12 protein-coding genes and 1 pseudogene are annotated in these 15726 nt (G+C 46.0%); 3 read left to right on the plus strand and 10 right to left on the minus strand.

Annotated elements, in window-relative coordinates; genetic code table 11:
- Positions 1 to 35: 35 nt before the first annotated feature.
- The 5 genes from LWH95_RS03190 to LWH95_RS03210 all read right to left on the minus strand — a co-directional run bounded on the left by LWH95_RS03190 (position 36) and on the right by LWH95_RS03210 (position 7112).
- Complete coding sequence (locus LWH95_RS03190; RefSeq protein ID WP_232918941.1) at positions 36 to 1661, minus strand: L-lactate permease; 1626 nt, start codon at positions 1659 to 1661, stop codon at positions 36 to 38.
- A 31-nt stretch (positions 1662 to 1692) separates the two neighbouring features.
- On the minus strand, positions 1693 to 2658 hold the full coding sequence (locus LWH95_RS03195) for an L-lactate dehydrogenase (protein ID WP_232918942.1): 966 nt from the start codon (positions 2656 to 2658) through the stop codon (positions 1693 to 1695).
- A 174-nt stretch (positions 2659 to 2832) separates the two neighbouring features.
- Positions 2833 to 4812, minus strand: coding sequence for an alpha-amylase (amyE, locus tag LWH95_RS03200; protein WP_232918943.1), 1980 nt, complete (start codon positions 4810 to 4812; stop codon positions 2833 to 2835).
- 259 nt (positions 4813 to 5071) lie between these two features.
- On the minus strand, positions 5072 to 5563 hold the full coding sequence (locus LWH95_RS03205; protein WP_044453429.1) for a DUF6773 family protein: 492 nt from the start codon (positions 5561 to 5563) through the stop codon (positions 5072 to 5074).
- Between the two features lie 115 nt (positions 5564 to 5678).
- Entirely contained in the window at positions 5679 to 7112 is a 1434-nt protein-coding gene (locus LWH95_RS03210) for a YfcC family protein (RefSeq protein WP_232918944.1), read from the minus strand.
- Between the two features lie 148 nt (positions 7113 to 7260).
- Here LWH95_RS03210 and LWH95_RS03215 point away from each other — a divergent pair, with 148 nt between their 5' ends.
- Positions 7261 to 8412 (plus strand): M20 peptidase aminoacylase family protein, encoded by a 1152-nt coding sequence (locus tag LWH95_RS03215; protein WP_232918945.1) that lies wholly within the window; start codon positions 7261 to 7263, stop codon positions 8410 to 8412.
- A 40-nt stretch (positions 8413 to 8452) separates the two neighbouring features.
- On the opposite strand, the gene opuAC is transcribed toward LWH95_RS03215, so the two are convergent.
- From opuAC to opuAA, 3 genes are read right to left on the minus strand one after another with little or no spacing between them, the layout of a single operon-like run.
- Positions 8453 to 9334: a glycine/proline betaine ABC transporter substrate-binding protein OpuAC gene (gene opuAC, locus LWH95_RS03220; RefSeq protein ID WP_119913362.1), complete on the minus strand. Its 882-nt coding sequence runs from the start codon at positions 9332 to 9334 to the stop codon at positions 8453 to 8455.
- Positions 9334 to 10182, minus strand: coding sequence for a glycine/proline betaine ABC transporter permease subunit OpuAB (opuAB, locus tag LWH95_RS03225; protein ID WP_003234703.1), 849 nt, complete (start codon positions 10180 to 10182; stop codon positions 9334 to 9336). Before opuAB ends, opuAC begins: the two co-directional genes overlap by 1 nt.
- Before the next feature lies 1 nt (position 10183).
- Positions 10184 to 11440, minus strand: coding sequence for a glycine/proline betaine ABC transporter ATP-binding protein OpuAA (gene opuAA, locus LWH95_RS03230; RefSeq protein WP_019257400.1), 1257 nt, complete (start codon positions 11438 to 11440; stop codon positions 10184 to 10186).
- Between the two features lie 289 nt (positions 11441 to 11729).
- On the opposite strand from opuAA, the gene LWH95_RS03235 reads away from it, so the two are divergent.
- Positions 11730 to 12032: an ArsR/SmtB family transcription factor gene (locus tag LWH95_RS03235; RefSeq protein WP_080010733.1), complete on the plus strand. Its 303-nt coding sequence runs from the start codon at positions 11730 to 11732 to the stop codon at positions 12030 to 12032.
- Between the two features lie 68 nt (positions 12033 to 12100).
- Positions 12101 to 13266, plus strand: a pseudogene (locus LWH95_RS03240) (MFS transporter).
- Between the two features lie 29 nt (positions 13267 to 13295).
- On the opposite strand, the gene niaP reads toward LWH95_RS03240, so the two are convergent.
- Together niaP and LWH95_RS03250 are read right to left on the minus strand one after the other, a co-directional pair.
- A complete protein-coding gene (niaP, locus tag LWH95_RS03245) occupies positions 13296 to 14498 on the minus strand; it encodes a niacin permease NiaP (RefSeq protein ID WP_003241231.1) in 1203 nt (400 codons plus the stop codon).
- 121 nt (positions 14499 to 14619) lie between these two features.
- Positions 14620 to 15711, minus strand: coding sequence for a toxic anion resistance protein (locus LWH95_RS03250; protein ID WP_119913360.1), 1092 nt, complete (start codon positions 15709 to 15711; stop codon positions 14620 to 14622).
- Between the last annotated feature and the right edge of the window lie 15 nt (positions 15712 to 15726).

The following is a 15726-nucleotide window of genomic DNA, read 5'->3' on the forward strand; positions in this document are numbered from 1 at the left end:
AGCAGTACATGGCTGACATGTACTGCTTTTTTCGATTACAATCCTAATCTTGCAAGAATAAACGTCCATATACAAATGATCAATAACAGAATCAGACTGTACGCCACTGTACGCTTAAACAGTTTAGATTCCTTGCCAGTCTGGCCGACCGCTGCGGCGGCAATGGCGATAGACTGAGGAGAAACGAGTTTCGCCATCACCCCGCCCGCCGTATTTGCAGCTAACAGCAAATCAGAACCCGCACCGATCTGCGCTCCGGTGACAACCTGCAAATGTCCGAACAGAGCGTTATTGCTGACAACAGAACCGGTAATGAACACGCCGATCCAGCCGAGAACAGGACTGACAAACGGGAACAAATCTCCTGTTTTCGCCAGTGCCAACCCAATTGAAGAGCTGAGCCCTGCGAAGTTGGCCAGATTGGCAAACCCCATTACGAAGCAGATCGTGATAATCGGCACCCACAGCTCTTTTCCTGTCTCCTTCAAGGAAGCAAAGGCATCCCGATAAGAGAAATTTTTGCTGAACAGCCCTGTCACGATGACTGCCGCTAAAATCGCTGTACCAGTCGCTGACAGCAGATCGACTTTAAAGACTGCATCTAACGGCATGGCAGATGGCGCAATCGGCGGCATTTTCATAATTTCCTGATGTAGAAAAGGCATTTTCAATAATAGTGTTGTCTGATATAACAGCCCGCCTTCTTGGAATAGCGCTTTGAAGGCAGGAAGGCTCCAGATTGTGATCGCCGCAGTTAAAATGTAGAAAGGGGACCATGCTTTCGCAATGTCAGCGGCACTGTATGCCTTTTTCTCACCAGTCTCGCCGGCTCCTTCCTCCCGGTAAATCTCTTTCGGCTGCCATTTGCGGAGGAAGAGCGCAAGCCCGCCCATGCTGAATAAGGCCGCCAAAATGTTTGCTAATTCCGGTCCAAGCACCGCCATTGTCAGTGTCTGAACCGCTGTATACACACCGCTCACAACCAACAGGGCAGGCCATGTCTGTTTGATTCCCTTCATTCGATCTAATAGGAATACAAGCAGAAACGGAATCAAAAATGAGATCATCGGCAGTGTCCACATCAATGTCCGTGACAGCTCAAGAGCAGACAAATCACCAATCTGTGCCCCTGTGATTACAGGAATTCCAATCGCACCAAAGGCTCCAGAGGCTGCGTTCGCAATCAAACAGAGCGCCGCCGCTTTTAACGGTTTAAAACCAAGTTCGACGAGCAACGCCGCACTAATCGCAATCGGAACACCAAAACCGGCCGCGCCTTCCAAAAACGCGTTAAAACAAAAACCAATTAATAATAGCTGTATTCTTTGGTCAGGCGAAATGCCGGCTATGCTGGAACGAATAATGGTAAATTTCCCGGTTTTCACTGCAATTTTATACAGCCACACCGCCATCAGAACGATGTAGCCAATCGGCCACAAACCGCTCCCGATTCCTAGTAAAATAGAAGAAATTGCTTTTTCAACCGGCATATGAAATGCCAAAACGGAGACGAAGAAACTGACGGCTAGGGTAAGAAATGCCGCAAGAATGCCTTTCATTTTAAAAACGGTTAAAGCCAAGAGAAAAAAGAGAATCGGAGTGAGCGCCACAAGTGCGCTCACATACTCGTTTCCAAACGGATCATACAACTGCTCCCACATTGACAATCAGCCCTTTACTCTATAGTTGCGATTAGTTGATCTTTTGTTCTGCAAAATGCGGTTTTAAGATGTTTTTAAGGACGCCGGCGCTGTGAAGGAACTGTTCTTTTTCTTTCTCATTTAAGTTCAGCTCAGTGATGCCTGCAACTCCTCCGCGGTTTACGACAGCCGGAACGCCGATGTACACGTCATCTGCGCCGTATTGTCCGTCCAAATATGTGCTGACAGTTAAAATGCTGTTTTCATTATGAAGAATGGCTTTTGTAATGCGGGCAAGGCTCATCGCAACGCCGTAATAAGTCGCACCTTTTTTCTCAATGATATGGTAAGCGGCGTTTTTCACGTCATCTACGATCTGGTCAAGCTCCTCTTGTTTGTACGCATCGTTATTCTCAACGAGTTCACTGATTGGCACTCCGCCGACATTTGCGTGACTCCAGACAGGAAGCTCTGTGTCGCCGTGTTCTCCGATAATATGCGCGTGCACGTTTTGAGGGGCTGCGCCAAAGTATTCGCTCAGCATGTAACGGAATCTCGCAGAATCTAGTGTTGTGCCGCTTCCGATCACCCGCTCTTTTGGCAGGCCGCTGAATTTCCATGTAGCGTAAGTCAGAATATCAACCGGATTTGTCGCGATTAAGAAAATGCCGTCAAATCCGCTCGCCATGACTTCACTGACGATGCCTTTGAAAATCTTTAAGTTCTTTTCTACTAATTCTAGGCGTGTCTCACCAGGTTTTTGGTTTGCTCCGGCGCAGATGCAGACAATATCAGCATCCTTGCAGTCTTCATATGTTCCGTAAGATGTTTTGACCGGTTGCGGCGCAAACGCCTTTCCGTGGTTTAAATCCATTACATCGCCCATTGCTTTTTCTTTATTTAAATCAATGACCACAAGCTCATCTGTGATCGCTTGGTTAATTAACGCAAATGCATAACTGCTACCAACAAAACCCGCTCCGATTAAAGCTACTTTATTTACATGTTTATTCATCATTAATCATCCTTCCAGGGTATGTTTTTCTTCGATGTCTGTTTGTGAAGTATTTCACATTTATATTGTGCAACATTTCACAAACTATTGCAAGAGAAAAGTTTTGTCTGATTTATGAACAAAAATAGAAACCATCTAGGATGGTTTCTTGGGGATTTTTCCTCTGATCGCTTGCCCTCAATGAGGCAGAGAACCGCTTAAGCCAGAGTCGTTATATAAACCATTTTGCACGTAATCAAAGCCAGGCTGGTTCTGTCCAGGCACTTGGGCGCTGCCATTATTAAAAATCACTTTGGCGTTGGTTGTATCCGTATCCGCCGGCAGCGTCAGCGTGTAAATTCCATCTGCATTCTTAGTCATTGCTTTTCCCGGCCAAGATCCGGTCAATTCTATTGCCCGGCCTCCATCATGTTTATAGATATAAGCATTTACTTGGCCCCAATGATTCGGATTTTGATAGCCAATTGTTTTGGCCGCAGACGGGTCTCTTTTTACAAAGCTGTACTCTTGGGCCCTCGTTACACCATCACTGTTCGTTCCTGTTAACGTGATGTCGTATGTTGTGCCAAATGGATCTCCTTTTCCGATCGTTAATTGGTCTCCATCCTTAAACGCTGTCTCTTGCCCATTATTGATTTGATACACGGCTTTTGCTGTATTCGCATCTGCACGCAGGGTGATCGTCAATTGATCATTGAAAGAATGGGTTACCCCTGTTTTGACATTCTCAAGGAAGACATGAGGCGCATTTTCAATATCGTCAGGATAAAGAACAACCACTGATCTGGCATTGATCGTGCCTGTCAGTTTACCGTCCGTTACTTGAAATGAACCATCCCCAGCTTTATTAGCATAGCTGCCATCAGGTAATTTCGTTAAAGCATTGATGGTGACAGAAGATGAACCTGCATTTGCCAACACAACGCCATGTGAGCCGCGCTGATTCATGAATATCTGGTTATTTCCATTCGGATTCGAGAGTTCCTCAGGCTGTCCAGCCATTACATTGTGAAATGTATTGACCGCAGCGATAGCCTGATCTTCAAATAAAGCACTTCCGCGGTCGCCTATTTGGCTTTTCCCTGGGAATCTCACACCATTTCCGCCGCCCTCAGGTCTGGAAAAGAAGAGAGGCGTACTGCCTGAGCGAGAAGCAATCATTGCCCAGCCTAAACGAATATCGTCATCACTCATCCATGTAGACTCTTGATCATCATTGGCATACGTATCATGCGATTCCACCCATGTGACTAACTTGTCCGCAGCCACATCAGATGCATAATGGGAGATATTCGACACGCTCAGATTACGATTCTTTAAAGCGGACCTTATGGAATGTCCATAGTTAGATGCTGTCACATTCATATAATTCGCATATGCGGCATCTCTGGAGGCACTATCTTGCAGGATTTCTCCGTATTGGAACTCCGCAGATGTATTTGTGATATTCGGCCAAAATTGACTGCCGTAATTCCCTTCATCCGGAAGTTCTATATGTTTGGCGGCATCAAATCGAAATCCGTCTGCCCCGTCATTCAATGCTCTTTCTAAGAAACGTTTCAGATAGGACTGTACTTGTGTATTCTGTGTATTCCAATCATACAGCCCGAGCAATGAATTCTGCGTGACATCCCATCGATCTGACCAGTTTTTAATTTGTGTGTTTCCATGGGTCCAGTTTGGAATACTCTTAATCTCATTGGAAATCGCAGCATAGTCACTGGTGGTATGATTGATGACCGCGTCAACAATGACCTTTACGCCATATTCTTCAGCGGCTGCACACATTTCTTTAAATTCTTGTTCAGTACCTAAGTAACGATTGCCAATTTGGTACGATGTCGGCTGATACAGCCAGTACCAGTTTGACATGCTTTTATCTCCTTGATTCCCTTCCTTTACTTGGTTAATCGGAGACGTCTGAATGGCTGTATATCCTGCATCATGAATATCCTTCATATTATGTTTTAGCGTATTGAACGACCAATTCCATGCATGAAGAATGGTTCCGCTTTTGATCGACGGTGCTGTAAGCTCATTCGATTTGTTCGCCGTTTCAGCACTCGCAGCCGCCGGTCCTGCCAGAACCAAATGAAACAGCAATAAAAATCCAGCGAATAACGGCAGTAAAGAGGTTTTGAATCGTTTTTCAAACATTCTTGACACTCCTTATTTAGTTTTTGAAGACTTACTGCGGAGTCAAAAATCCCTCTTACTTCATCCTTCCGCTTCCTCCTTTCAAACGAATGTGAAGACTGGAGAATTTTGTTAACGCTTACATTTCAAATTATCACATTCACCCTATCAAAACAACTTGATAGAGAGAATTCAAATCTATATTCCTATCCTAATAAAAATGCTGCCCCGAACTGTGAGCCATTCCCCTCACTTTACAAACAAAAAAAGAAACCATCTATCAAGATGATTTCTTTTCTACTTCTTCTTTTATCGCTCTTCTGTAAGCCAGCTTCACAATCACGTATCGAAGCAGAAACAAAGCGCCGCCGCAGACGATAAAAAGAAGGACCATTTTCAGCCAAGCGAAGAATGTATGGGGAATCCCCCTGTCGTACATCGTAAGCACCACTACCGCAAAGGCGACCGCAATTGACTCTATTCGCTGCTGCTTCACCCGTTTTTGCAGTTCTTCTTCGGTGTCTATTCTCGGCATGAGCATCCCAGATGCTGCTGCCCTGATGCAGTAATATAAGATGATGATGAACAAAAACACAAGGCTTGCAGCCCATTCTTTAAACGGAAATTCAAACATAATGCCTCGAATGATCACATCAAGAAGCGCAAAAGCACCCGCTATTATCCCAATCTCCGACCAGATTTTTTGTTCATTTTCTTTTACTCTCTTATTTTTCCCATTCACGCCTGAAAGTCTATTACGCAGATTATTCATGACCTTCCTCCCGCACTTTTACGAATGGCTTATGGCTTACATGTTACAATAACAGCCTGCGCTTCTGCAATGATTAACTCAAAAGCCCGCCGTACAAGCCGGCGGGCAGCAATCGTTAAAACGGCCCCCAATTGATCATGACGCCGATCACAATAAAGACAAGCCCGATCAAAAACCAAATCAAAGCAAGCGGCACCATAAACCGCAGCCACTTGATATACGGAATGCCGCTAGCGGCAAGCACCGCCATAAGGACGCCGGATGTCGGATTCACACAGTTGACGACTCCTTCTCCAAGCATAACCGCCTCCACTGCAACCTGTCTCGTAATTCCCATCAAATCAGCGAGCGGCGCCAGAATTGGAATAAATACAACGGCCTCTCCAGACCCTGAAGAGATGAGAAAGTGAAGAAGCGCACTGGCGATATACATACCGATCGCGCCGGCAATCGGGCTGAATCCGTCCAAAAGCGAAGCCAAGGCATTGACGACTGTATCGAGGAGCTTTCCATTTTCAAGAATGACGGAAATACTTCGTGCCATCCCGACAATCAGCGCCCCGTATACAAGGCTTTGGCAGCCCGTAATGAAGGTTTTAGCAATATCGTTTGCCGCAAGCCCGCCTATTAAACCGGCAAGGACAGAAATAAAAATAAACGTCGCAGCCATTTGGGAATCAGACCAGCCCAGCTTTAAAGCGCCGTACAAAAATCCGATCAGCGACAGTCCCGCCACAGCCAAAATCAGCTTATGGCGAACGGTAAACGGCATTGACTGATCTTCTTCTTTACCCGCTTCACCCATTCCTGCCGCCGGGAACCAATTTGTTCCTAACACACTGGCATCCTTTGATTTTTTTAATTTTCTCGTATACAGATAGATATAAATAATAGAAGAAAGCAAAAAGCATATGTATATCACAATACGCAGGCCGATCCCCGAAAAGAGCGGCAGCTCCGCGATTGATTGCGATAAACCGAGCGGGGACGGTGATAAAATAGTAGAGTTAAATCCAGCGTAGCAGCCGATGTAAATAACAGCGGCGCCCGCAACAGCGTCCCATTTTAAGGATCGTGCGACTATGAGGCCGATGGGGATAAATCCGATAACTGAATTTACGACAATTCCGGTTGTTCCGAGAATGGAGAACAACGCGCCGACAATACAAATAAATACTAATTGCTTTGTGCGGAATTTGCTGATGACATTGTAAATCAGACCGTTGATGGCGCCCGTTTTTTCTAAAATGGCAATGGTACCGCCTGTGAACAAAATCAGAAAGATGATTGGTGCTGATCCGACCATTCCATCTTGAAGAGAAGTAAAAAAGCTGATCAGGCTGACCGGAGACTGTTCAATTGAATGATAGCTTCCCGGAACAGCAGTCGTGACATCTCCCTTTGTCACGCGGTCAAATTCTCCCGCCGGCACAATATACGAAGCAATGGCGCAAATGAAAGCAATCATAAATAAGAGGACATAGGCGTCAGGCATTTTAAATGTCGTTCGTTTTTTCTTAGGTTGTGTTTCGGCCGCTGGCATACTCATATTTCGATTCATCCCCTCTGTTTGAAAATATTAATTATTCTGAAAAGTAGCAATATGTGCTATATTATATACAGCCTATCTTCCTGTTTCAATATAAATAAAGTAAAGAAGGTAAAATTCATTTTGATAGAAGGAGGTACTTCTTCCCATGCAAAGGCTTTCCGAAGACATGAAACAAACCGTTATGGATATCTTCGAGCATCTGCATGCGAACCCTGAAGTCAGCTGGAAGGAATATGAGACAACTGCATTTCTCAAACAAAAGCTTGAGGATTTGGGATGCCGGACGCGCACTTTTTCAGACTGCACCGGGGTTGTTGGCGAGATCGGTTCGGGCTCGCCGGTTGTAGCTGTTCGCGCTGACATTGATGCGCTATGGCAGGAGGTCAACGGCACATTCCGCGCCAACCATTCCTGCGGCCACGATTCACATATGACAATGGCGCTGGGCACGTTAATGCTGCTGAAAAAACAGCCCGAGCTTCCAAAGGGCACGATCCGTTTTATCTTTCAGCCGGCTGAGGAAAAAGGCGGCGGCGCCTTGAAAATGATAGAAGAAGGCGTGCTTGATGATGTCGACTATTTGTACGGCGTTCACGTCCGTCCGATTCAGGAAACACAGAACGGGCGCTGTGCCCCTTCCATCCTGCATGGGTCAAGCCAGCATATTGAGGGAACGATTATCGGAGAGGAGGCCCATGGCGCCCGCCCGCATCTCGGGAAAAACACCATTGAAATTGCGGCATTTCTCGTACATAAGCTCGGACTCATTCATATTGACCCGAAAATTCCGCATACCGTTAAAATGACAAAACTTCAAGCCGGCGGTGAAAGCTCTAACATCATTCCAGGAAAAGCGTCGTTCAGCCTTGATTTGCGCGCTCAGACCAATGAAGCCATGGAGACGTTAATCGCCGAAACAGAAAGAGCCTGCGAAGCGGCCGCCGCGGCATTCGGCGCGAAGATCGAACTGCAAAAGGAACACAGCCTTCCTGCAGCAACACAAAACAAAGAAGCTGAAGCGATCATGGCAGAAGCAATTACAGATATCATCGGGGCTGAGCAGCTTGATGAACCGCTTGTCACAACCGGCGGTGAGGATTTCCATTTTTATGCGGTGAAAGTGCCGAACCTGAAAACAACCATGCTCGGACTCGGCTGCGGACTTCAGCCGGGACTCCATCATCCCCATATGACCTTTGACCGAAACGCGATGTTCAACGGCATTCATATTTTAGCGAATGCCGTACTCAAAACGTTTCAGAAGGCGGAATCACCCGCTGCCGCTAACGCTTCTTAACAAATAAAAAAAGCAGCCTGGCTACAGGCTGCTTTCTTCATTATTTCTTCAAATCTTCAATTGAGTTGACGTTTTTCATATATTGAGGCACAACAAGACCCATCTTCACGCCAGTCATACTGGTGCCTATATCGTCATATTTGCCTTTGTATTTAGCGGCGTATGCTTTATGGGTATTCGGCAGCCATGCGGAAAGGGATGCGTCGGCGCTTCCCGTCGCAACCGCGGTCCACATTGGACCGGCCTCTACCTGAGTAAGCGTGACGTCATAGCCCAAGTCTTCTAAGACTTTGCCAACCACGTTTGTACTTGCAATCTCACTGTCCCACGCCACATAGGCAAGGTTGATTTTGTCACCCTTCACCTTTTGAACGCCTTTTGTCCACTCCGCAATCTGATCTTTGTGTTTCTTCACATACTCAGCTGCGGCTTTGGCAGGTTTTTCGCCTTCTTCCACCTTGATCATGACTTCGCCCATGTCGTCTTGCGACCATTTAAACTGGCTCAGTAGCTTTACGGCATTCGGCTGTTCTTTGCTGAAGCCTTTGCGCGTGATCGTATGGATTTCCTCTGCGCTGCCATAAGATTGTTTCGGATCATCGAGATATTTCAGCTTATATCTGGAGAACATCCAGTGCGGTGTCCATCCTGTAATGATGATCGGTTTCTTACGATCGTATGACTTTTTAAGCGTTGCAGTCATCGCGGCGCTTGACGCCGAAATCAATGTCCAGTCTTTCAGGTCATAATCCTTCATCGCTTTATCGGTCAGGGCCATAATCCCTGAACCGGGGTCAATCCCGATGATGGTCTTATTCACCTGTTCAGCCGCGGTTGCATTTTCATCGCTTTCCGACCCGCAAGCCGCAAGTGAGAGCGCCAGCATGGCGGAAACGCCGATACCGATGATTTTTTTAAGCATCAGGCATTCCCCCTGCTTTTCTTCTTCACTTTAATATTTTGAGTAATGCGGTCCAGCGTAATGGCAACGATAACGATGGCGATACCGGCCTCTACGCCGACCCCGGTTTTCAGCTGTGTAACGGCACTGTATACTTCAGAACCAAGTCCAGGCGCACCGACCATTGCGGCGATAACAACCATTGATAACGCAAGCATGATGCTTTGGTTGATTCCGGCCAGAATGGTTTTTGTCGCAAGCGGAAGCTGAACTTTAAACAATCGCTGAGCTGTTGTAGAACCGAACGCCTCAGTCGCTTCAATCAGATCCGCCGGCACTTGTTTAATACCGAGAACAGTCATGCGGATTGTCGGCGGCATCGCGAAGATAACAGATGCAACAACACCCGGCACAACACCGATGTTGAAGAAGAAAATCGCCGGCAATAGATATACGAAAGCAGGCATTGTCTGCATTAAATCAAGAATAGGCGTTACAATACGGCGAACTGTTTCTTTCTGGGACGCCCAAATTCCGATCGGAACCCCGACCACAATCGAAATAATCACAGATGTCAAAACAAGCGCCAATGTTTGCAGCATTGGGTCCCAATATCCTAAATAATCAATCAGGAGGAATCCAATCAATGTAAATAACGCAATTCCCCTCGTACTGATCCACCACGCAAGTGCGGCGAAAATAATCGTTAACAAAATAGATGGGATAAATCCAAGTCCGGTGACAATTCCATTTACAAAAGCGGCCAATCCGTTTGCGATTCCGTCGAAGAATCCGCCAAATGTCATCGTAATCCAGTCAACAAAACGGTCAATGATATCTGCTAAAGGTATTCTAGGCAGTCTATCCATCTTACTTCACCTCCTGTACAGAAGGATCTTGTGTTTGTTCGTCAGTGCCTTCAGCATTGATATACTCGTTATTGCCGGCAAGCGCGCCAATCAGTGCGCCTTTTACGACAATCCCTTTCATTCTTTGCTTCTCATCTACAACCGCAATTGGAATATTCGCGTCAGAAACAACGTCAAAAATCTCTGTCAAATACGTATCCTCTGGTACAGTCGTAAATTCTGTATTCAAGATATCTTGAAGTGACAAATCAGATTCAGCCGCTTTTTTCGCATCAGACGCATAGATAACACCTAACAATTTCTTTTGTTTATCCACTGCGTAAATTGAAGAAATTCCAAGGTTTTTCATCAGCGTCAATGCCACGCGAGGCCCTTTATCAATCCGCACTGTTTCAGCGCGCTTCATAATGTGGCCTGCTGTGAGGACTTTAGATAAATCAACATCCTCGACGAATTTCTCAACATATTCGTTAGATGGATTCATCAGGATTTCTTCAGGCGTGCCGATTTGAACGATGTTACCGTCCTTCATCAAAACAATTCTGTCGCCGATCCGCAACGCTTCGTCCAAGTCATGCGTAATAAAGATAATCGTTTTTCCGACATTATCGTGAAGATCAAGAAGTTCATCCTGCATATCTTTACGAATCAATGGATCGAGCGCACTGAACGCTTCATCCATCAGAAGAATGTCCGGATCATTTGTCAACGCGCGGGCAAGGCCGACACGCTGCTGCATCCCGCCGGAAAGCTGGTCAGGATATTGGTGTTCAAACCCTTCAAGTCCGACGAGCTTTAAGGACTCAAGCGCTTTTTGCTGACGCTCTTGTTTGTCTACACCTTGAAGTTCCAGTCCGTATTCTGTATTTTCAAGTATCGTTCTATGCGGGAACAGAGCGAACTTTTGGAAGACCATGCTGATTTTCTTCCGGCGGACTTCCCGGAGCTGGTCTTTAGACATATTTGTTATCATGTCACCATCAATGTAAATATTTCCGGCAGTCGGTTCAATAAGCCGGTTTAACATCCGTACTAAAGTTGATTTACCGCTCCCTGATAGACCCATGATGACAAATATCTCACCATCATATACATCAAAATCAGCCTGATTTACCCCAACGGTTGATCCAGTCGCTTTCAGGATCTCTTTTTTTGTCTTTCCGTTGGCAAGCATTTGAACTGCTTTCTTTGTTTGTTTCCCAAAAATTTTAGAGACTTTCTCGACTTTTATCTTAATTGGTTTCTCATCTACACTCATATTTTCCCTCCATATTAAGCAATCTTTATTACCGTAACATTTATGTAACATCCCACACAAACAGCATATTCTCTTTTATTCTGTACCATTTCTTTATAAACATCCATGTAACGGCATGACCTTATTTATGCTTCTAAATGCTCTGTAATCCTCCTTTATGATTGTATTTTACGGGTGATATTTCGCCCATCTTTAGTTGAAAACGCTTTTACTGCATATGAATTCCTCCTTCCTTTTATGACTTCCTGCTCCTTTACTGGAAAAATAAGTTGCTTTTCCAACCCTGATTTTGTATTATAGTTTCATGACTATGAAACAAACAGATGATCAAATCAGAGCCCAAATTTTTAAAGCCCTGTCTGATGAATCGAGGCTTGCCATTATTCGTACGCTTTATTACAGCGGAAAAGAACTCAGCTGCGGTGAAGTAGGTGAAAAATGCAATATTGTCAAAACCACAGCATCTTATCATTTTAAAACGCTGCGTGAAGCGGGGTTGACGGCAACCCGGAAAGATTCGCGGACAAAATATGTCAGCCTGCGTGAAGACACATTTCAAACATACCTCCCAGGCTTTTTGGAAACCCTCTAAAACAGGGTTTTCTCTATACATATCTGTTTCATAGTTTCAAACTTATAAAACTATAGGAGTGACAAAATTTGAAACATATTTGGCTTTTTTTCAGTGTGATGTTTGTCATTGGCACGGATACCTTTTTGCTTTCGCCGCTTCTCCCGCTTTTACAGGAACAGTTTCATGTCTCTACCGATTTGTCAGGCTGGATGGTCAGTGCTTATGCGCTCGGTTATACGCTGTTCGCTTTGGTTGCGGGCCCGATCTCAGACCGGCTTAACAGGAAAACAGTCATGCTGTGGGGACTTGCAGGCTTTATCGTATCCACGTTTTTATGCGGCATCGCTCCCTCTTTTGCCGCCATGTGCCTGTTCCGTTTTGCCGCAGGCGTTAGTGCTGCGTTTGTGACGCCTCAAATTTGGGCGTCCGTCCCTGTCATCGTCCCGCCTTCTCAGATCATAAAAAGCATGGGGATTGCGACAGCAGGATTGGCCGCTTCACAAATGCTGGGACTTCCCATCGGAGGGTTTTTCGCTTCCTTTACATGGCATACGCCATTTTTCGTTCTGTCAGCTTGCTCGCTTGTTCTTCTATTGATTCTGGCGGCGGCCATGCCTGATATTCGTCCTTCTTCACCCCGTCCGTCAATATTGAATCCATATCGGGAGCTGTTTTCACTGCCGAAAACAACGGTCATCCTGCTTGCCTATTTTCTCTTTCAAACCGGAAATTTCGCTTCGTTCAGCTTTCTAGGCACTTGGCTTTCTGCGGATTATCATTTAACCGTTTCACAAATTGGCGCTGCTATGCTTGTACTCGGGCTGGGGAATATGCTCGGAAGTCTTATCGGCAGCCGAATCTCAGCAAAGCTGGGCATGATCAGACATTGATCGGCGGCATGCTGCTGATGGGGGCTCTCTATTTCTGTCTCCCTTTCTTTCCTCACTTATTTTTAGTGGAAATGAGCTTTTTTCTCACTTTCTTTACAGCTGGCATTATCTTTCCGTTAATGATGGGTGTCTTTCAATCCATTTCACCAAACGCTCGAGGAACCATTGCTTCCCTTTCCAATGCCGCTATGTATGCAGGAACCACTGTCGGCACATGTGTTGCAGGTTTTTTGTATCAAAGCACACAGCATTTCGGAGCCGTCACAGGATTTACTGCCATTCTGTTCATACTGTCTATGACGCTCTACCAGACAATCAGAAAAACCGGAAAACGCCAAACTGAAGCCAGAGTGCAGATGTAAAAAAGCACCTCATTCACGAGGTGCTTTTCCTATTCAAGCTCCGTTTGTTTTGTTTCTTTTCCCATAATCAAAATACAAACAACCGCGAGCAAGATTGCGATGCAAAAGATTGAAAAGATGACTGAAAATGAAATATGACGGGCTGCGAGCGTTCCGACGAGCAGAGGCCCGAAGATGCCGCCGATTCTTCCGAACGCCGCTGTCGTTCCTGAACCTGTTGCGCGAATCGCTGTCGGGTATTGCTCCGGTGTATAGGCATACAGCACGCCCCACGCCCCAAGATTGAAAAACGATAACAGCATTCCAGCTGTAAGCAGAAGGCCTAAGGAATCCGCCGTTCCAAAGAAATAGGCGCTACCCGCTGTACCAATCAGGTAAATGACGAGTATCCACTTCCGGCCCGCTTTTTCGATCAGCCAGGCGGCAGAAAAATAGCCCGGAAGCTGAGCAAGCGTCATCAGCAGGACATATTCAAAGCTTTGAATCATGCTGAAGCCTTTTAGCAGCATGACACTCGGAAGCCACAGGAACATGCCGTAATAAGAAAACACCACGCAGAACCAAACGATCGACAGCATCACTGTCGCCCGTATATACTGTCTTGCCCAGACGCTTTTTACATTCTCCCACACCGATTTCTTTTTGGCAGAAAGCGACTCATATTTCGGTGAATCAGGCAGACTCGTCCGCAAGTACAGAGCGTAAAAAGCAGTCAGCGCGGTTAACAGCAAGGCAGCCTGCCAGCCGAAGCTCGGGATCACAAAGTAAGAAATCAGTGCCGCTACGAGCCAGCCAACAGCCCAAAAGCTTTCCAGAAGCACAATCACTCTGCCCCTCTTTTCAGGCACAACCGCTTCCGAAACGAGTGTTGAAGCGACTGGAAGCTCGCCGCCAAGCCCCATTCCGATCACGAAACGAAGAATAAGAAATGCCGATAAGCTCGTCACAAAAGCTGAAATGCCGCTTCCGATCGAAAAACACAAAAGGGTAATGATAAACACTTTTTTCCGGCCGATTCGATCAGCCAGCAGACCAAACAAAAACGCACCCGCAGCCATGCCGATGGAATTGACGCTTCCGATCCATTTCATTTCTTCGGGCGACAGATTCCACTCCACATGGAGCGCGGCGATAATAAACGATAATATTCCGACATCCATTGCATCAAACAGCCACCCCAAGCCGGCGACGCCCAGCAGTTTACGCTGGGATATAGGCTGTTGTTTTCCCATTGCCAACACCTCTGATATGCAAAATAATTACCGTTTAAGTTTACACCTGTCTTTACACATTGTCATTAACTAAATGATGTAAATGAAAAACCCCGCTTATGTTTCACAAGCGGGGGGTTTTTTATTGCTGCAATGCTGCTTTTTTAATATTATCCTGCAGCTGGGCAATACGTCTTGCGCCGTCTTCGCGAAGGCGTTTGTTTTCTTCTTCGATTTGTTTTGTTTCCTGCATGCCGCTGACGATCGTGTTCCAAGACGATTCGATCGTTTCAATATCTATGCTCGGTCTGCCGGCCATTCTGGCAATTTCAACACTTTGGCTCGAGATGTTTTCAGCATTTCGTCTCAGCATCTCGTTTGTCCGGCGGTCAAGCTCGCTCATGGAGTCAGCCACAAGCTTTTGGCGTTTCACGGTAACGGCCTGAATAATGCCGTTTTTGAAAATCGGAATGGTGATGATGAACGCGGAGTTGATCTTCCCGATCAGCTTTGCATTTCCGCGCTGCAGGAGACGGATTTGAGGTGCCGTTTGAAGAGCCACCATCCGTGCCATATCCAGATCATACACCCGTTCCTCAAGCGCCTGAATGCCGTTTCGAAGTGTATCGAGCTGCATTTGCGCCAGCTGATTTCCGCTTGCCGCTTTTTCTTCATATGAAGGAAGGATCGACTGCATCTCTTCCAGCTTCATTTGTCCGGCAACGACGTATTTTTCAAGCTCCATATAGTATTTGATATTGTTTTCATACATTTCATCGAGCGTGTAGTTCGTCTTCGTCATCTCATCTTTGTATTTCGAAATCTCAACGTTGATTTTTTCAATCTCTCCGCCAAGCGTCTGGTACTTTTTAAAGATTTTTTCAATCATGCTGCCGCCGCGTTTGAAAATTTTCGCCATCAATCCCTTTGGCTCATCAAAATCATTTTTGTCAAAGCGGTCCATGATTTTCCCAAGCTGAGTCAGCATTGTGCCGGAGTCTGTCACGCTTGTTGTTTTCATCATCCCTAAGATGCGGTCAGAGAACTTGGAAATTTCAACGGCCGGCTCCTTTCCGTACTCAAGCAGCTCCATTTGGTTTTTGACGTCAATTTGCTGTGCAAGCCGCTTCACCTCTGGTTCTTGACGGAGCTGGAGACGGATATCGTCAGCTTTTTGCTGGGAAATTTCTTCGTTTTTATCGAGAACAAGCGGGTTTTGATTTTCTGTTGTCATGCTTTTCTTCTCTCC

It is taken from the genome of Bacillus sp. G16 (genome assembly GCF_021282335.1).
GTDB lineage: Bacteria > Bacillota > Bacilli > Bacillales > Bacillaceae > Bacillus > Bacillus inaquosorum.